Genomic DNA, 16,389 nt, shown 5'->3' on the forward strand with positions numbered 1-16,389 from the left:
CACCTCCGCCGGGTCACTTTGGGAATGAGTATGCTTGAGCAGCAATACCGGATGGCCAGAATGATGGGGATTTCCTAACAAAAAGTAAAGACTCGGCGGGGGACGGCCAAGAACCTGACCTTAATCTCCGGGCCGGGCCAGAACCCGCAGCGTGTCGCCCCGCTGCACCTCGCCATCCTGCACCACCGCGCACAGAATGCCGCGCAGGCGCAGTTCGGGGTGGCCGGGCGCGGTGATCCAGTCTTTCGCGGCCTGGCCATAGCGGACCTTCCACTTCACGCAGGCATCGTTGAACACCGACGACACCCGCAGCCGCGCCGTGCCGGCCTGCAGCAGCGTGCCCGGCGGCAGGTTTGCCAGCCCGCAATCCAGATCGGCGACGATCGTATCGCCCGGATGCGGCTGGCTGCGATCCTGCCAGACCAGATCCATCACCCGCAGCGGCAGGATCGAGACCTGAATGTCAGGATCGGGCCGGCCATCGGGCAGCTTCAGCCAGGGCGCGGTCAGCCAGCGCTCGCCCGGGACGCCCTCGGCCACGGTCAGGCGCAGCCGGTCGGGATGCTGGCGCTGGCCATAGCCCGGCCGGAAGGTCAGATGGTCGATCAGGGTTGAATCCTTCGGCGCGGCCAGAACGCCGGGAAGAGCCTGGGCCAATGCCTCAGCGGTGATCATCTTGCGCCTTTCTGCAGCCGCGCTGCGCCGGGGTCAGAACAGGGTGGCAACCTTTTCGCGCAGGGCAAGCCGGGCCTGGATCAGCCGGCCTTCGCTGCGCAGCAATTCGCTTTTCTGCGGCGTCAGGCACTGGGTTTCGTCATAGAAGGCGGCGATCTCGCCGGGCGAGGCCGCGCTTAGAAAATCCTGCAGGGCGGGGTGATACTGATAGGCGCCGCGGGTCAGGCGGAAGGGCAGGGCGCTTTCCCAGGCGCCGCGGTCCTGGGCATGGAAATGCAACAGCGCCAGCCCGGGCTGGAAGGCGGGGCCGTCCAGCCGCTGGCCATCGCGGAAGGCACCATGCAGGCGGGGTTGCAGCCCGGGCACGCCGGTGCGGAAGAAGGATTTGCCATTGGCATGGCTGAGCATCGCCTCGGGCAGCACGCCGGCAAACCGGCCCAGCACCGGCACCCGCAGCGCGGCATGGCGCGGCTTCAGCGCGCCGCGAAAGGCGGTGGCGGTATAGATGTCATCGGGCAGGCGCGGGTCATGCATCGCCTCGAACGGCTCGGCCCGGCACAGGATCTGGTCGGGCATCAGCCCCTCCAGCATTTCGGCGATGCGCCGGTCGGGCCAGAGGAATTCATCCACGTCGATATGCGCCAGCCAATCCACCCCGGCGCGGCGATAGACCATCGCGGCGTTCTTGGACTGGCGGTTCTGATGCCGGTCGGGCCGCCCGCCCAGGGCCTGCCAATGCGCGGCATCGCAGCGGATGCGGGTTATGCGCGGATGGTCCAGCTGGGCGAAGGCCGGGTCGTCGGGTTCATCGAAGCACAGCCAGATCCGCGCCGCGCCCTGGGACAGATGCCAGGCGGCAAAGGCCCAAAGCTTGCCGATGGGCGCCCTGGCGGTGGCGACAATGCCCCAGCTGGTCACAGCAAAGCCAGCAATTCGGCCGTGGGCCAGGCATCGGCGGGCAGGCCCAGGCGGATCTGTTCCTTCTGCACCGCGTCGCGGGTGCCGGCGCCCAGGATCCCGTCGATCTGGCCCACATCATAGCCGCGCGCCGCCAGCTTTTCCTGCAGGGCCTTCATCTGATCCAGGCTCAGCGCCGGGTCGGGCTGGCCCGCCGCATAGGGCGCGGCCCCGTCGATGCGGGTGGCGAAATAGGCGGCGGTCAGCACATAGGTGAAGCTCTGGTTCCAGTCGAACAAGACGCGGAAATTCGGATAGGCCAGGAAGGCCGGGCCCTTGCGGCCCTGCGGCAGCAGGATGAAGGCGCCATCCATGGCAGGCAGCCCGCCTGCGCGGGCGGTCACGCCCAGGGCCGCCCAGTCGGCGGTGGACTTCTCGGTCCCCAGCCCGGTCAGCGCCCAGTCGAAATCGGCGGGCAGGGTGATCTCGGTCAGCCAGGGCTGGCCCGCCTGCCAGCCGTGATGGCGCAGCAGGTTGGCGCCTGACAGCAGCGCATCGGCGGCCGAGGTCTTCAGCCGCACATGGCCGTCACCGTCGCCATCGACGCCGCGTTCCAGAATGTCGTGCGGCAGCATCTGCACCTGGCCGATCTCGCCCGCCCAAGCGCCGGTGGTGGCCGGGTCGAAATCGCCCTGCGCGTAAAGCCGGGCGGCGGCGAGCAACTGCGGCTGGAACATCTCGGGCCGACGACAGTCATGGGACAGCGTGGCCAGCGCATCGCGGGTGTTGAAATCGCCCTGGACCTTGCCGAGATCGGTCTCGAAGGTCCAGAAGGCCAGCAGCACCCCGCGCGGCACGCCATAGTCGGCCTCGGCGCGGGTGAAGATCGCGTCCAGCTCGGCCGATTTGGCGCGGGCGGCGGAAAGCCGGGCCTTCGAGATCAGCGATTGCGAGAAATCCAGAAAGGTCTTGCGGAAGACGCCCTGCGCCCGGTCAGCCTTCAACACTTTCGGATCCTGCCGGGCGCCGCCGATAAAACCCTGCGCGGCTTCTGGCGGCACGCCCGCGGCCACCGCCTCGGCCACCATCGCCTGCAGGAACGCCTCGAAATCGCCGCCACAGGGGGCGGCAGCGGCGGGGCCGGACAGGGCCAAGGTCAGAAGAACAGCGGCACGCATGCAGGCGAGACTAGGGTGAGAAGGCAGACCAGGGCAAGCATCAGCCCCCATGCGCGCCACAGCGCACGGGCGGCGGCCTCGATCTCGGCGGGGCCGGGGTCGCGCCGGCCTTCGGGCCAGACCCAGGGGTAATCGGTCATCACGCCCTCATAGCTGCGCGGCCCGGCCAGCGAGACATTCAGGATCGGCGCCAGCACCGATTCCGGCCATCCGGCATTGGGGCTGCGATGCTTGGGCGCATCGCGCAGCACCGGGCGCGGATCCAGCCAGCCATGGCTTGCCGCCAGCAAAAGCGCGGTCAGCCGGGCCGGGATCAGGTTCAGCAGATCGTCCCAGCGCGCCGAGGCCCAGCCGAAGTCGCGATAGCGCGGGGTCATATGGCCGACCGTGCTGTCGGCCGTGTTGGCGATCTTGTAGATCAACAGCCCCGGCAGCCCGCCGACCAGATACCAGAAGGCCGGCGCGATCACCCCGTCCGACAGGTTCTCGGCCGCGCTTTCGATTGCGGCGCGCGCCACATCGGCCTGGCCCATCGGCGCGGTGTCGCGCCCGACGATCATCGCCACGGCGCGCTTGCCCTGATCCAGCGACTGGCGCAGGCCGCGCGCAACGGCCAGCACATGATCCGACAGGCTGCGCTGCGCCAGCAGCACTGCAACGAAAAGCGTTTCCAGAATGCCGTGGTCGGGGATCAGATGGATCAGCCAGCCCAGAAGCCCCGCCCCCAGCGCCAGCCCCACGGTCATCACCACGCCAGCCGCCTTGCGCGACGGGCCGCGATTCATCCGCGCCTCCAGCGCCCCGATCAGCCGGCCCATCAGCACGGCGGGATGCGGCAGGCGCGACCACAGCCAGGCGGGCTCGCCAAAGGCGGCATCCAGCAGCAAAGCGAGAATCAGGATCACGTCAGGCTCCGTTCCGGCGGGCAGGCGCAAGGGTTGGACCGGAAGCCGCGCCCCGGCGCAAGGGGCGTGCGCGTGCCGGGGCGCGGCAAAGACGCAACGCTGCGGTTACATCTGGGTGATAAGCGTATCGCATCAAAGGCCTGCCTTGATTTTGGCCGGATCGTGGCGAGAGTGAAAGACAGGAGGTCGATCATGCTGGAACATCTGCCGAATGAGATACGCGAGGGGCTTGAGGCGGCGCGGCTGCGCGAGCTGAAGAAACGCGCCAAGCTGCGGGTGCAGGTTGGAGAGGCGGTCTTTCCGGTGCTGCGCTTCTGGCATGACGGCTTCGCGCTGGATGCCTCGCTGGCGCCGGGCAAGCTGCGTGGGCTGGTCGACATCTATGACGGGCCGCGCCATGTGTTCCAATGCCTGATCGTGGCCTCGGCCATCGAGCGGGGCGAACTGGTCTGCGATTTCAAGCGCGTCACCGCGGTGTCGGACCGCGCGGCGCTGGATTACTGGCGCGCCGAAGATGCGCCGGTGGGCTATCTGCCCCGCAGCTGACCTTCTTTGAAAACCGTTTCCGCCAAATGAAAACGCCCGGGAAATTCCCGGGCGTTCTGCTGTGGGGTGGGCCGGCTCAGCCGATGGCTGCGGCCTTCACGTCCTCGTCGATATAGGGGACGTATTGGGCGAAGTTCTTCGAGAACATGTCGACCAGCTTCTTCGCCTGGGCGTCGAAGGCGGCCTTGTCGGCCCAGGTGTCGCGCGGGTTCAGAAGCTTGCTGTCGACATCATGCACCGCGACCGGCACTTGGAAGCCGAAGAACGGGTCCTTGCGGAACTCGGCCTTTTCCAGCGAGCCGTCCAGCGCCCCGGTCAGCAGCGCGCGGGTGGCCTTGATCGGCATCCGCTTGCCGGTGCCATAGGCGCCGCCGGTCCAACCGGTGTTCACCAGCCAGCACGAGGCGCCGGTGGCCAGGATCTTTTCCTGCAACAGCTTGCCATAGACTTCCGGCCGGCGCGGCATGAAGGGCGCGCCGAAGCAGGTCGAGAACGTGGGCTGGGGCTCGGTGATGCCACGCTCGGTCCCGGCGACCTTCGAGGTGAAGCCCGACAGGAAGTGATACATCGCCTGCGCCGGCGACAGCCGCGCGATCGGCGGCAGCACGCCGAAAGCGTCGCAGGTCAGCATCACCACATTCTTCGGCTGCCCCGCCAGCGAGCTGGCCGAGGCGTTCGAGATCGCTTCCAGCGGATAGGCGCAGCGGGTGTTGTCGGTCAGCGAATTGTCGGTGAAATCCAGAACCAGGGTTTCCGGGTCGAAGACCATATTCTCGACCACGGTCGCGAAACGGCTGGTCGTGGCGTAGATTTCCGGCTCGGCCTCGGCCGAGAGGTTGATGGTCTTGGCGTAGCAGCCGCCTTCGAAGTTGAAGATGCCGTTGTCGCTCCAGCCGTGTTCGTCATCGCCGACCAGCGTGCGGTCGGGGCTGGCCGAGAGCGTGGTCTTGCCGGTGCCCGACAGGCCGAAGAACACCGCCGCGTCATCGGGATTGCCGATCGCATGGTTGGCCGAGCAGTGCATCGCCATCACGCCCTTGCCGGGCAGGATGTAGTTCAGGATGGTGAAGACCGACTTCTTGTTTTCGCCCGCATAGGCGGTGTTGCCGATCAGCACGAGCTTTTCGTCGAAATTCAGCGCGATCACGGTGTCGGTGCGGCAGCCGTGCTTTTTCGGGTCGGCCTTGAACGAGGGGCAGTTCACGATCGTCCAGTCGGCGGCGAAGCCTTCCAGCTCGTCCCGGGCAGGGCGACGCAGCAGGTGGCGGATGAACAGGCCGTGCCAGGCCAGCTCGGTCACCACGCGGACGTTGATCTTGTGCTCCGGATCGGCCCCGGCATAGAGATCCTGCACGAACAGCTCACCACCGTTCATATGCGCGAACATGTCGGCTTTCAGTGCGGCAAAGCCTTCGGGCGACATCGGCGCGTTGTTTTCCCACCAGATCGTATCTTCGACCAGGGGCGTGCGGACGACGAACTTGTCCTTGGGAGAGCGGCCGGTGAACTGGCCGGTGGTGCAGAGAAATGCGCCGCCAAGACCCAGCGTCCCCTCGCCGCGCTTGATGGCGGCCTGGACCAGCGCAGGCTCGATCAGATTGTAATGGACGGTGGAAGCGCCCTTGATCCCCTGTTTCTCCAAGGTTTGCTCCGGGTTCACGCGACCGGTCATCATCCTGCAAACTCCCTCATCCGCGCCTGACGCGGCCTGAATTTCGATTGAATTCGCGGCCTCCGGGCCAATCGGAGGCCGACCATACGCCCTGCTCCGGCGTCGGTCAGCCGCGTATAACATGCCAATTTTCCACAAGAACAGAACGCTTTGGCGCAGTTAGCGCAACCACGCACAAGTTAGCGCAATCAAACGCAGGTCCTGCGCGGGACTGAGGCAAATTAGTCATTGGTTGAAGAATTTGCGCTTCCCTGAAGCCATGCGGCACTGGGGTGATTCGCTTTTGTGTTGATTCCAGGGGCCGCTTTGCGGAGAATGTGGCAAAACGATAATAGAGCAGAGCAGGAACAGCAGATGTCGAGGATCGCCCTGGTGGACGACGACAGGAATATCCTGACGTCGGTATCCATGACCCTTGAGGCCGAGGGCTTCGAGGTCGAGACCTATAACGACGGCCAGTCCGCGCTGGATGCCTTCAACCGACGCATGCCCGACATGGCCGTGCTGGACATCAAGATGCCGCGGATGGACGGGATGGATCTGCTGCAGCGGCTGCGCCAGAAGACCTCGATGCCGATCATCTTCCTGACCTCGAAGGATGACGAGATCGACGAGGTGCTGGGCCTGCGCATGGGCGCGGACGATTACGTCAAGAAACCCTTCTCGCAGCGGCTGCTGGTCGAGCGCATTCGCGCGCTGCTGCGCCGGCAAGAGGCGATCGCCACCGGCGAGGCGCCGGTGACCGAAGAAAACAAGATCATGGAACGCGGCAGCCTGCGGATGGACCCGCTGCGTCACGCCGTGGCCTGGAAGGGCCGGGACGTGTCGCTGACGGTGACCGAATTCCTGCTGCTGCAGGCCCTGGCGCAGCGGCCGGGCTTTGTGAAAAGCCGCGACCAACTGATGGATGTGGCCTATGATGATCAGGTCTATGTCGACGACCGCACCATCGACAGCCATATCAAGCGGCTGCGCAAGAAGATGCGCTCGGTCGACGAAGAGTTCTCGGCGATCGAAACGCTGTACGGGATCGGCTATCGGTACAATGAAGAATAGGTCCGGCGACTAGGAAATGACCGTCTTGCCGCGTCTTGCCATGGACGACCCCAGGCCCCGGAAATCGGGTGAAGTCCTTCTGGGTGAGGATTGGGTCTCGCCCGACACGACATCCGAAGAACTGCGCGAGGCGCGGCCGCGCGGCGGCATCGTCGGGCTGAACCGCAGCCCGCTGGCGCGCAAGATCATCATCTTCAACCTGATGGCCCTGGTGATTCTGGTCGCCGGGGTGCTGTTTCTGAACCCGTTCCGCGACGGGCTGGTCGGTCTGCGCGAATCCATGCTGGTGCGCGAGGCCGAGCTGATTGCCGAGATCTACGAAGCGAAGCTGCCGCAATCCGACCCGGGCTTCAGCACGGCCACCCTGCTTGACGAGTTGAAACTGTCGGGCGGGGTCGAGGCGATGATCTTCGATCCCGCAGGCCGGGTCACGGCGCGGCGCACGGGCCCCGCCGATCGCGACCTGTCGCTGGGCGTCGATTCGCATTCGACGGTGATCACCGATTTCCTGAACGCGGTCTGGGATGGTGTCTCGGGCCTGCTGACCTTCAGCTCCAACCCGTCCGGCGTGACCGACGGCTCCAGCCTGGCGCATGAGGTGTTTCCCGAGGCGCTGTCCGGCAAGACCGCCTCGCTGACCGGGCAGGACACGAATGGCAGCACGCTTTTCGCGGTTGCCACGCCGATCTGGTCCAAGGGCGAGGTGGTGGGCGTGGTTGCCCTGACATCGGCCGCCGGCGAAATCGACCGTCTGGTGCGGTCGGAACGCGAACAGATCCTGCAGATGTTCCTGGTCGCGATCATGGTCTCGATCGGGCTGAGCCTGGTCCTGGCATCGACCATCGCCAATCCGCTGTCCGACCTGGCCGCCGCGGCCGAGATCGGGCGCGACCGCGACAGCCGGCGGGTGGCGCCTGGCCGGGTGCGCATTCCCGACCTGGCGGCGCGGCCCGACGAGATCGGCCGCCTGTCGGTGGCGATGCGCGGCATGGTGGCGGCGCTGTATGACCGGATCGACGCGAATGAACAATTCGCGGCCGATGTGGCGCATGAGATCAAGAACCCGCTCGCCTCGCTGCGTTCGGCCGTGGGCAGCCTGCGCTTCGTCAAGAAGGACGAACAGCGCGAGAAGCTGCTGGATGTGATCGAACATGACGTGCGCCGGCTGGACCGGCTGGTCAGCGACATCTCGAATGCCTCGCGGCTGGACAGCGAACTGGTCAAGGAAGACGAGGAAGAGTTCAATCTTCTCAAGACCATCTCGAATCTTGGCCAATATCTGGGCGAGCAGGCGGCCGAGAAGGGCGTGGATTTCATCACCGACCTTCCGGCCGAACCGATCGTGATCCGCGGGCTTGAGGCGCGGCTGGCGCAGGTCTTCGTCAACCTGATCACCAATGCGATTTCCTTCTGCGAAGAAGGCGATGCGGTGCGGGTCTGGGCCCGGCGGCGCGACAATCGGGTGCTGGTCGTGGTGGAAGACACCGGCCCCGGCATCCCCGAACAGGCGCTGACCAAGATCTTCAAGCGCTTCTATTCCGAACGGCCCTCGGGCGATTTCGGCAATCATTCCGGCCTGGGCCTGGCGATCTCGAAACAGATCATCGAGGCGCATGGCGGGGTGATCTGGGCCGAGAACATCCGCCCGACCGCGGCCGACATCACCTCGGAACCGCTGGGCGCGCGCTTCGTGGTGGGCCTGCCGGTGTGAGCCGGCCCTCTGCCGCGCCGCCGTCCGATCGCAATGCGGCTTCGCCAGCCGGGCCGAAGCCCGCCGCCGACCCCGGCCCGGGTGCGGCTGCGGATGCGGGCCTTGCCCGGGTGGCCGGCCACGCTGCGCAGCCGCTGATCCTGCATGCCAGTTGCATTGCCCTTGCCGATCGGGGCCTGCTGATCCTTGGACCGTCGGGGGCGGGCAAGTCGACCCTGGCGATCCAGATGATCGCCCGCGGCGCCCGGCTGGTCTCGGATGACCGCACGGCGGTGACCGCCGAAGCCGGCCGGCTTTGGGCCAGCTGCCCCGCGCCGGCGATCCGCGGGCTGGTCGAGGCGCGCGGTCTGGGCCTTTTGCGCGCGCCCCTGCAGGATCGCGCCGCTCTGGCCCTGGTGATCGACCTTGGCCAGGACGAAACCGAACGTCTGCCGCCCCCACGCAGCACTGTGATCGCGCAATGCGAGCTTCCGCTTGTGCTGCGCCCGCAAAATCCCCATCTTGCGGACGCCCTTTGCCTTTATCTTCAAGGCGGGCGGCAGGAGTAGGCGCATGGCCGAGCCCGTGCAGGAACATCGTCTCGTACTGGTCACCGGCCCCTCGGGCGCCGGGCGGACCACGGCCATCCGCGTTTTCGAGGATCTGGGCTTCGAGGGGATCGATAATATCCCGCTCAGCCTGGTGCCGCGGCTTCTGGATGGCGACCCGCTGGGCCGGCCCATCGTGCTGGGCCTGGATGTGCGCAACCGCGATTTCAACGCCACCGCGCTGATCGAGCTGATCGACAGGCTGACCCGTGACCCGCGCGTGGCGCTGGAGGTCCTGTATCTCGACTGTGCCGCGGCCGAGCTGATCCGGCGCTTTTCCGAAACCCGCCGCCGACATCCGCTGGCCCCCGCCGACACGCCCGCGCTGGGGATCGAGCGCGAGATCGACCTCCTGGCGCCGGTGCGGGTGCGCGCCGATCACCTGATCGACACTTCGGATCTGACGCCGCATGACCTGAAGGCGGAAATCGCGCGCTGGTTTGCGCCGGATGCCACTGGTCGGCTGGCGGTCTCGGTGCAAAGCTTCAGCTACAAGCGCGGCGTGCCGCGCGGGGTCGACATGATCTTCGACTGCCGCTTCCTGTCGAATCCCCATTGGGAGCCGGCGCTGCGGGCGCTGGACGGGCGCGATGCGCCGATCGCGGCCTTTGTCCGGGCCGATCCGCGATTCTCGGAATTCTTCCAGAAATTGCAGGACCTGCTGCTGTTTCTGCTTCCGGCACATCTGGAAGAGGGCAAGGCGCATCTTTCCATCGGCTTTGGCTGTACCGGAGGGCAACACCGCAGCGTCGCTGTAGCGGAAATGGTCGGTGCAGCCCTTGCAGAGGCCGGCTGGCCAGTGTCAAAACGGCACAGGGAACTGGAACGCAAGGCCGCCGTCACGGCCCCAGCTGGCAAGGTGTCTGTCGCGTGATCGGAATCGTCATCGTCGCCCACGGGGGCCTGGCGCGGGAATATCTTTCCGCCGTCGAGCATGTGGTGGGCAAGCAGGCGGGGATGCGTGCGATCACCATCGAGGATGATCACGACCGCGCCGCCAAACAGGCTGAAATCAGCGCCGCGGCGGATTCGGTCGATACCGGCCGTGGCGTCGTGGTGGTGACCGACATGTTCGGCGGCAGCCCGGCGAATCTGTCTCTGCCGGCCTGCGGCAAGGGGGGGCGCCGGATTCTGTACGGCGCGAATCTTCCGATGCTGATCAAGCTGGCCAAATCGCGTGAGCTGGACCTTCCCGAAGCCGTCTCGGCCGCGCTGGATGCCGGCCGCAAATACATAAACAGCCTCGACCTTGGGGGCGGGGCCTGAACGGGGGACGGTCGGGAAGCATGACCAGCCGCAGCCTGCGCATCGTCAATGAAAAGGGCCTGCATGCGCGGGCCAGCGCGAAATTCGTGGAAGTGGTCGAGGCGCATGATGCGCGCGCCACTGTGGCGAAGGACGGAATGGAAGTGTCCGGCGATTCGATCATGGGGCTTCTGATGCTGGCCGCCTCGCGCGGGACGTCGATTGACGTGACGACATCGGGCGCCGAGGCGGCGAAACTTGCCGATGCGCTGGAGGCGCTTGTTGCGGCCCGCTTCGGAGAAGACTATTGAGCGCTGAAGCCCCTGCCGCCCCTGCGGTGGGCGCGCAGACGTGGGGACACCGGCTCTCGTGACCGAACACGGCCAGATCGCTGCTCAGGTGCGGCCTGCCAGCCCGGCCGACCGGCGCTATGACATGCGCCGCCTCAGCTATGCCGGCACGTTCAAGAACCCGTTCAAGGCCGGAACGATCCGGGCGATCGAATGGCTGACGGCCAAGGTGCAGCTGCTGCGGCTGATCCGGGCGTTCGAAAAGTCGGGGGCGCCGCACGGCGCGCCGTTCTGGCCCAAGGCGATCAAGCATATGGGCATCCGCATCGACACGCCGGCCGAGGAGATCGCCCGGATTCCAGCGACCGGCCCGCTTGTGGTGGTGGCGAACCACCCGTCGGGGCTGGTCGATGGCATGGTCATGGCCGAGATGATCAACCGGGTCCGGTCGGATTTCAAGATTCTGACCCGAAGCCTGCTGACCGGCATCCCCGAGGTCGAGGAATTCATGATTCCCGTCCCCTTCCCGCATGAGGACAATGCCCGCGAACTGGGCCTGCAGATGCGGCAAGAGACGATGGCGCATCTGAAGGCGGGCGGGACGATCATCCTGTTCCCGGCCGGCAAGGTGGCCATGTCGGAAGGCTGGTGGGGCCCGGCGGTGGAAGGCGAATGGAACGTCTTCACCCACAAGATCGTCAAATCCTCGGGTGCGACGATCCTGCCGATCTATTTCCCCGGCCAGAATTCCCGCGCTTTCCAGATCGCCAACCAGCTTTCTGACACCATCCGCCAGGGCCTGCTGCTGTATGAAATCAAGCGCAGCCTGTTCAAGCCGACCCGCCCGGTGATCGGCCAGCCGATCCCGGCCAGCGAGTTGGCGAAATGGGAGGGCAACCCGCGCGGTTTCCTGGCCTGGCTGCGCGAGCATACGCTGGCGCTTCGGAAATAACCCTTCACGGTCGAGGTCGCCTTCTGCGCGGCGCGCCCGCGCTAGCGGGTCGGCACTGGCACCTCGCCACGATAATCGTAGAAGCCGCGCTGGGTCTTGCGGCCCAGCCAGCCCGCCTCGACATATTTCGTCAGCAAGGGGCAGGGCCGGTATTTCGTATCGGCCAGCCCGTCATACAGCACGTTCATGATCGCAAGGCAGGTGTCCAGCCCGATGAAATCGGCCAGTTCCAGCGGCCCCATCGGATGGTTGGCGCCCAGCTTCAGCGCCGTGTCGATCGACTGCACATTCCCCACGCCTTCATACAGCGTATAGACCGCCTCGTTGATCATCGGAATCAGGATGCGGTTGACGATGAAGGCCGGGAAATCCTCGGACGAGGACGCCGTCTTGCCCAGCTTTTCCACCACGCCCTTCAGCGCCTCATAGGTCGGCTTGTCGGTGGCGATGCCGCGGATCAGCTCGACCAGCTGCATCACCGGCACCGGGTTCATGAAATGGAAGCCCATGAACTTTTCCGGCCGGTCGGTGCGGCTGGCCAGCCGGGTGATCGAGATCGACGAGGTGTTCGAGGTCAGGATCGTTTCGGGTTTCAGATGCGGCAGGATGCCGTCGAAGATCTTCTGCTTGACGGTTTCGTTTTCGGTCGCGGCCTCGATCACCAGGTCGCTGGGCCCCAGTTCGGCCAGGACCGGCGTGGTGCGGATCCGCGCCAGCGCCGCTGCCTTGTCCTCGGCCGAGACCTTGCCGCGCGACACCTGCCGCTCAAGGTTCTTGTCCACCGTCGCGAGCGCCTTCTGCAGGCTGTCGGGATTGATGTCGTTCAGCAGCACGTCATAGCCTGCCAGCGCGAAGACATGCGCGATGCCATTGCCCATCTGGCCTGCCCCAATGATCCCGACCGTCCGGATAGTCATCACGCCGCACTCCATGCTGTCTTGCGGCGAAACCATACGGGGGCAACGGGGGCAGGGCAAGGATGGCAAATCCCCGCGCCTTCGATACAAATGCCGCAGCTTAGGCCTTTGGAAAGGCCCTTTGCGCTAGTCTGCCCCCGGGTGTGAGACGACAAGGGTGCAAGGGATGGCTTTCGTTCAGCCGAGCGATGGGGCGCTTAACTATTTTCTCTGTCATTATGGCCGATCCCGGCTGACCTATCGCGGGCCAAGACGGGATCTCAGCGGCGAATATCTGGCGGTGCTGGGCGGAACGGAAACCTATGGCCGCTTCGTCATGGCGCCCTATGCCGCGCTGGTCGAGGAACGGCTGGGCATTCCGGTGGCCAATCTGGGCTGCCAGAATGCCGGGCCCGATGTCTATCTGTGCGATCGCGGCGCGATGGAGGTTGCGGCGGGTGCGCGGGTTGCGGTGCTGCAGGTCATGGGGGCGCAGAACCTGACCAACCGCTATTACACGGTGCATCCGCGCCGCAATGACCGGTTCGTCGCCGCGACGCCGCTGCTGCGGTCGATGTATCGCGAGGTGGATTTCACCGAATTCCACTTCACCCGCCACCTGATCAGCGCGCTTTGGGCGCTGGGGGAAGAGCGGTTTGCCCCGATCCGGGCCGAGCTGAAGCTGCTTTGGGTGGAACGGATGATCGCGATCCTGGCCCGTCTGCCGAAGCGCAGCATCCTGTTCTGGACCGCGGATCACCCGCCGCCCGAGGGGGATGCCGGCCCCGAGATCCAGCCGATGTTCGTCGACCGCGCGATGATCGAGGTGCTGAAGCCGCATGCTTCGGCCTATGTCGAACATGTGGTCACCCCGGCTGCCCGGGCCGAGGGGCTTAGCGCGATGCGCTTTCTGCCGCAGGAAGAGCCCGCGGCCGAGGGGTTGCCCGGGGCCGCGGTGCATCAGGAAGCGGCCGATCGGCTGATGCCGCTGGTCGAGCGGCTGCTTTGAACGGAAAAGGGCGCCCCGGGGGGCGCCCTGTCGACCGGCACGGCGCCTGCGCGCCTGACGATCAGATTGCAGAGACCGGGGCTTGCCCGCTTACAGCTTGGCGGTCAGTTCCGGCACCAGCGTGAACAGATCGCCCACCAGGCCGTAATCGGCGACCTGGAAGATCGGCGCCTCTTCGTCCTTGTTGATCGCGACGATGACCTTGGAATCCTTCATCCCCGCCAGATGCTGGATCGCGCCCGAGATGCCGACCGCCACATAAAGCTGCGGCGCCACGACCTTGCCGGTCTGCCCGACCTGCCAGTCGTTCGGCGCATAGCCCGAATCGACCGCCGCCCGCGACGCGCCCACCGCGGCGCCCAGCTTGTCGGCCAGGGCCTCGATCACCGCGAAGGATTCCTTCGAGCCGACGCCACGGCCGCCCGACACCACGATCTTCGCGCTGGTCAGGTCCGGCCGGTCGCTTGCCGCCACCTTGTCCTCGATCCAGTTCGACAGATCGGAAGCCTTGGCCCCCACCGTCTCGACCGAGGCCGCGCCGCCGGTGCCCGCTGCCGCGAAAGCCGCGGTGCGCACCGAGAAGACCTTCGTCGCATCGGCGGATTTCACCGTCTGGATCGCGTTGCCGGCATAGATCGGGCGTTCGAACGTGTCGGCATCGACCACCGCGGTCACATCCGAGATCACCATCACGTCCAGGAGCGCCGCCACGCGGGGCAGCACATTCTTGGCAAACGCCGTCGCCGCGCCGGCGATATGGCTGTAATCGCCCGCCAGCGACACGATCAGATCGGCCAGCGGCTCGGCCAGGCCATGGCCCGCATCCTCGGCATGCAGCACCTTGGCCACGCCGGCCAGGCCCGCCGCCTCGGTTGCCGCCGCCGCGGGGCCCGCGACCAGCACGGTGACCGGGCCCAGGCCCGCCACCGCCGTCAGCGCCTTGGCCAGCTGGTCGGTCGCCAGTTCGGCGCCGTTCACATCTGCCAGAAGAAGAACCGCCATCACAGAACCCCCGCTTCGTCTTTCAGCTTCGCGATCAGCTCGTCCACCGAGCCGACCTTCACCCCGGCCTTGCGGCCCGCGGGTTCCGAGGTCTTCACCACCGACAGGCGCGGCGCAACATCGACGCCGTAATCGGCCGGCGTCTTGGCAGCCAGGGGCTTGGCCTTGGCCTTCATGATGTTCGGCAGCGAGGCATAGCGCGGCTCGTTCAGCCGCAGGTCGACGGTGACGATGGCCGGCAGCTTGACCGAGATCGTCTGCAGGCCGCCATCCACCTCGCGGGTGACCGTGGCCTTGTCGCCTTCGACCGCCAGCTCGCTGGCAAAGGTCGCCTGCGCCCAGCCCAGAAGCGCCGCCAGCATCTGGCCGGTGGCGTTCATGTCATTGTCGATCGCCTGCTTGCCGCACAGAACCAGGCCCGGCGCCTCTTCCTTGACCACGCCGGCCAGCAGCTTTGCCACGGCCAGCGGTTCGATGTCCTGATGCACATCCGCGGTGGCTTCGATCAGGATCGCCCGGTCGGCGCCCATCGCCAGCGCATTGCGCAGGGTTTCCTGCGCCTGCTTGACGCCGATCGACACCACGACGACCTCGGTCGCGATGCCCTTTTCCTTCAGGCGGATCGCCTCTTCCACCGCGATCTCGTCGAACGGGTTCATCGACATCTTCACATTCGCAAGATCGACGCCGCTCCCGTCCGCCTTCACGCGAACCTTCACGTTGTAGTCGATCACACGTTTGACAGGTACAAGGACCTTCATCGGTGCATATCTCCACTGAAAGGGGGCCTTGCGGCCCCGGCCAAGCTCTCTGCAAGGGGTGTTAGCCTGTCAGCGGCGGCATGGACAGAGGAAATGCGACGGAATTCCGCGCCCCGACGTCGCGTTTTGGCTTTGGTTTCAGGCCTTGGGGCGGGTCAGTCCGGGCACCCACAGCACATCGGCGCGGCCATCGTCATTGGCGATCCGGCCGGCGACGAAGAACCAGTCCGACAGGCGGTTCAGGTAGCGCACGGCCTCGGGGTTCACGTCTTCGGCGGCGGCAAGTTCCACCACCAGACGTTCGGCCCGCCGGCAGACGGTGCGGCACAGATGCAGCTGCGCGGCCAGCGCCGAGCCGCCGGGCAGGATGAAGCTGCGCAGGGGCGTGAGCCGGGCATTCATCGCGTCGATTTCCTGCTCCAGCCGGTCGACCTGCGGCGCGATCATCCGCAGGGGCGTGTAGGTCAGGGTCGCATCCAGATGGCGGTCGGGCGTGCAAAGATCGGCGCCCAGATCGAACAGATCGTTCGAGATCCGGGCCAGCGCCTCATCCATCTCGGCCCGGGCATGCAGGCGCGCCAGGCCCACGGTCGCGTTGGTTTCGTCGACCGTGCCATAGGCATTGACCCGCGCGTCATGTTTCGGCACCCGGGTGCCATTGCCCAGCGCGGTTTCGCCCTTGTCGCCGGTGCGGGTGTAGATCTTCGACAGAACGACCATGGTCAGCCTTTCGAGCGCAGCCAGGCGAAGGCCACGATGACCACGACGGCGATGAATTGGGCGTAAAGCCGCCAGCGCATGATCCGGTTGCCATTGCGCCGGTTGAACTCGCCGCCGCGCGCGAATGTGCCGATGCCGAAGATCAGGATGGCCGCGACGACCAGCACAAGGGCGGTCGCAACCAGGAACAGGGGATCGTGCAGCAGCATGGCAGCCTCCTGAGGGGATGGTCCGGATTTTACGGCAGGCCGCGCCGAAAGCGAAGCGCGAAAGCGGAACGGCCGAAG

Annotated in this window: 19 protein-coding genes; 9 read left to right on the forward strand and 10 right to left on the reverse strand. The window is 66.2% G+C overall.

Annotation, left to right across the window (positions count from 1 at the left end; all coding sequences use genetic code 11):
• Positions 1–120: 120 nt before the first annotated feature.
• Genes K1Y73_RS03045 through cbiB form a run of 4 tightly spaced genes read right to left on the reverse strand, consistent with a single transcriptional unit; the run spans position 121 to position 3,655 of the window.
• Positions 121–675 carry an MOSC domain-containing protein gene (locus K1Y73_RS03045; protein ID WP_225026445.1) on the reverse strand — a complete coding sequence of 185 codons (555 nt, stop codon included), beginning with the start codon at positions 673–675 and terminating at the stop codon, positions 121–123.
• A 33-nt stretch (positions 676–708) separates the two neighbouring features.
• Positions 709–1,593 carry a glycosyltransferase family 2 protein gene (locus K1Y73_RS03050; protein WP_225026446.1) on the reverse strand — a complete coding sequence of 295 codons (885 nt, stop codon included), beginning with the start codon at positions 1,591–1,593 and terminating at the stop codon, positions 709–711.
• A complete protein-coding gene (locus tag K1Y73_RS03055; RefSeq protein WP_225026447.1) occupies positions 1,590–2,750 on the reverse strand; it encodes a lytic murein transglycosylase in 1,161 nt (386 codons plus the stop codon). Before K1Y73_RS03055 ends, K1Y73_RS03050 begins: the two co-directional genes overlap by 4 nt.
• Positions 2,729–3,655, reverse strand: a complete 927-nt coding sequence (gene cbiB, locus K1Y73_RS03060) for an adenosylcobinamide-phosphate synthase CbiB (protein ID WP_225026448.1) — start codon at positions 3,653–3,655, stop codon at positions 2,729–2,731. The genes K1Y73_RS03055 and cbiB overlap by 22 nt, the downstream gene beginning before the upstream one ends.
• A gap of 192 nt (positions 3,656–3,847) precedes the next feature.
• On the opposite strand from cbiB, the gene K1Y73_RS03065 reads away from it, so the two are divergent.
• Positions 3,848–4,201, forward strand: a complete 354-nt coding sequence (locus tag K1Y73_RS03065; protein ID WP_225026449.1) for a hypothetical protein — start codon at positions 3,848–3,850, stop codon at positions 4,199–4,201.
• Positions 4,202–4,277: 76 nt separating this feature from the next.
• On the opposite strand, the gene K1Y73_RS03070 is transcribed toward K1Y73_RS03065, so the two are convergent.
• Positions 4,278–5,876: a phosphoenolpyruvate carboxykinase gene (locus K1Y73_RS03070; RefSeq protein WP_225026450.1), complete on the reverse strand. Its 1,599-nt coding sequence runs from the start codon at positions 5,874–5,876 to the stop codon at positions 4,278–4,280.
• 351 nt (positions 5,877–6,227) lie between these two features.
• On the opposite strand from K1Y73_RS03070, the gene K1Y73_RS03075 reads away from it, so the two are divergent.
• The 7 genes from K1Y73_RS03075 to K1Y73_RS03105 all read left to right on the forward strand — a co-directional run bounded on the left by K1Y73_RS03075 (position 6,228) and on the right by K1Y73_RS03105 (position 11,714).
• Positions 6,228–6,929 (forward strand): response regulator transcription factor, encoded by a 702-nt coding sequence (locus tag K1Y73_RS03075; RefSeq protein ID WP_225026451.1) that lies wholly within the window; start codon positions 6,228–6,230, stop codon positions 6,927–6,929.
• 16 nt (positions 6,930–6,945) lie between these two features.
• Complete coding sequence (locus K1Y73_RS03080; RefSeq protein WP_225026452.1) at positions 6,946–8,640, forward strand: sensor histidine kinase; 1,695 nt, start codon at positions 6,946–6,948, stop codon at positions 8,638–8,640.
• 110 nt (positions 8,641–8,750) lie between these two features.
• Entirely contained in the window at positions 8,751–9,188 is a 438-nt protein-coding gene (locus K1Y73_RS03085) for an HPr kinase/phosphorylase (protein WP_225026453.1), read from the forward strand.
• A gap of 4 nt (positions 9,189–9,192) precedes the next feature.
• Positions 9,193–10,101 (forward strand): RNase adapter RapZ, encoded by a 909-nt coding sequence (rapZ, locus tag K1Y73_RS03090; protein ID WP_225026454.1) that lies wholly within the window; start codon positions 9,193–9,195, stop codon positions 10,099–10,101.
• Positions 10,098–10,493, forward strand: a complete 396-nt coding sequence (locus tag K1Y73_RS03095; protein WP_225026455.1) for a PTS sugar transporter subunit IIA — start codon at positions 10,098–10,100, stop codon at positions 10,491–10,493. Before rapZ ends, K1Y73_RS03095 begins: the two co-directional genes overlap by 4 nt.
• Before the next feature lie 20 nt (positions 10,494–10,513).
• Positions 10,514–10,783 (forward strand): HPr family phosphocarrier protein, encoded by a 270-nt coding sequence (locus K1Y73_RS03100; protein WP_225026456.1) that lies wholly within the window; start codon positions 10,514–10,516, stop codon positions 10,781–10,783.
• A gap of 58 nt (positions 10,784–10,841) precedes the next feature.
• Positions 10,842–11,714 carry a lysophospholipid acyltransferase family protein gene (locus K1Y73_RS03105; protein ID WP_318248215.1) on the forward strand — a complete coding sequence of 291 codons (873 nt, stop codon included), beginning with the start codon at positions 10,842–10,844 and terminating at the stop codon, positions 11,712–11,714.
• A gap of 41 nt (positions 11,715–11,755) precedes the next feature.
• On the opposite strand, the gene K1Y73_RS03110 is transcribed toward K1Y73_RS03105, so the two are convergent.
• Positions 11,756–12,631, reverse strand: a complete 876-nt coding sequence (locus K1Y73_RS03110; protein ID WP_225026457.1) for a 3-hydroxybutyryl-CoA dehydrogenase — start codon at positions 12,629–12,631, stop codon at positions 11,756–11,758.
• Between the two features lie 166 nt (positions 12,632–12,797).
• On the opposite strand from K1Y73_RS03110, the gene K1Y73_RS03115 reads away from it, so the two are divergent.
• A complete protein-coding gene (locus K1Y73_RS03115; RefSeq protein WP_225026458.1) occupies positions 12,798–13,619 on the forward strand; it encodes a DUF6473 family protein in 822 nt (273 codons plus the stop codon).
• Between the two features lie 90 nt (positions 13,620–13,709).
• On the opposite strand, the gene K1Y73_RS03120 is transcribed toward K1Y73_RS03115, so the two are convergent.
• The 4 genes from K1Y73_RS03120 to K1Y73_RS03135 form a co-directional block, all read right to left on the reverse strand.
• A complete protein-coding gene (locus K1Y73_RS03120) occupies positions 13,710–14,621 on the reverse strand; it encodes an electron transfer flavoprotein subunit alpha/FixB family protein (RefSeq protein ID WP_225026459.1) in 912 nt (303 codons plus the stop codon).
• Positions 14,621–15,382, reverse strand: coding sequence for an electron transfer flavoprotein subunit beta/FixA family protein (locus tag K1Y73_RS03125; RefSeq protein ID WP_225026460.1), 762 nt, complete (start codon positions 15,380–15,382; stop codon positions 14,621–14,623). The genes K1Y73_RS03120 and K1Y73_RS03125 overlap by 1 nt, the downstream gene beginning before the upstream one ends.
• Positions 15,383–15,520: 138 nt before the next feature.
• Positions 15,521–16,102, reverse strand: a complete 582-nt coding sequence (locus K1Y73_RS03130) for a cob(I)yrinic acid a,c-diamide adenosyltransferase (protein WP_225026461.1) — start codon at positions 16,100–16,102, stop codon at positions 15,521–15,523.
• A gap of 2 nt (positions 16,103–16,104) precedes the next feature.
• Positions 16,105–16,308 (reverse strand): twin transmembrane helix small protein, encoded by a 204-nt coding sequence (locus K1Y73_RS03135; RefSeq protein WP_225026527.1) that lies wholly within the window; start codon positions 16,306–16,308, stop codon positions 16,105–16,107.
• Positions 16,309–16,389: the final 81 nt, after the last annotated feature.

This window comes from Xinfangfangia pollutisoli (assembly GCF_020179405.1).
GTDB lineage: Bacteria > Pseudomonadota > Alphaproteobacteria > Rhodobacterales > Rhodobacteraceae > Pseudogemmobacter > Pseudogemmobacter pollutisoli.

What these genes read in the sequence shown, in the direction of transcription:
- K1Y73_RS03045 (WP_225026445.1), bottom strand. Translation starts at nt 675, where the DNA reads ATGATCACCGCTGAGGCATTGGCCCAGGCTCTTCCCGGCGTTCTGGCC.
- K1Y73_RS03055 (WP_225026447.1), bottom strand. Translation starts at nt 2,750, where the DNA reads ATGCGTGCCGCTGTTCTTCTGACCTTGGCCCTGTCCGGCCCCGCCGCT.
- K1Y73_RS03065 (WP_225026449.1), top strand. Translation starts at nt 3,848, where the DNA reads ATGCTGGAACATCTGCCGAATGAGATACGCGAGGGGCTTGAGGCGGCG.
- K1Y73_RS03070 (WP_225026450.1), bottom strand. Translation starts at nt 5,876, where the DNA reads ATGATGACCGGTCGCGTGAACCCGGAGCAAACCTTGGAGAAACAGGGG.
- K1Y73_RS03075 (WP_225026451.1), top strand. Translation starts at nt 6,228, where the DNA reads ATGTCGAGGATCGCCCTGGTGGACGACGACAGGAATATCCTGACGTCG.
- K1Y73_RS03080 (WP_225026452.1), top strand. Translation starts at nt 6,946, where the DNA reads ATGACCGTCTTGCCGCGTCTTGCCATGGACGACCCCAGGCCCCGGAAA.
- rapZ (WP_225026454.1), top strand. Translation starts at nt 9,193, where the DNA reads ATGGCCGAGCCCGTGCAGGAACATCGTCTCGTACTGGTCACCGGCCCC.
- K1Y73_RS03100 (WP_225026456.1), top strand. Translation starts at nt 10,514, where the DNA reads ATGACCAGCCGCAGCCTGCGCATCGTCAATGAAAAGGGCCTGCATGCG.
- K1Y73_RS03110 (WP_225026457.1), bottom strand. Translation starts at nt 12,631, where the DNA reads ATGACTATCCGGACGGTCGGGATCATTGGGGCAGGCCAGATGGGCAAT.
- K1Y73_RS03115 (WP_225026458.1), top strand. Translation starts at nt 12,798, where the DNA reads ATGGCTTTCGTTCAGCCGAGCGATGGGGCGCTTAACTATTTTCTCTGT.
- K1Y73_RS03120 (WP_225026459.1), bottom strand. Translation starts at nt 14,621, where the DNA reads ATGGCGGTTCTTCTTCTGGCAGATGTGAACGGCGCCGAACTGGCGACC.
- K1Y73_RS03125 (WP_225026460.1), bottom strand. Translation starts at nt 15,382, where the DNA reads ATGAAGGTCCTTGTACCTGTCAAACGTGTGATCGACTACAACGTGAAG.
- K1Y73_RS03130 (WP_225026461.1), bottom strand. Translation starts at nt 16,102, where the DNA reads ATGGTCGTTCTGTCGAAGATCTACACCCGCACCGGCGACAAGGGCGAA.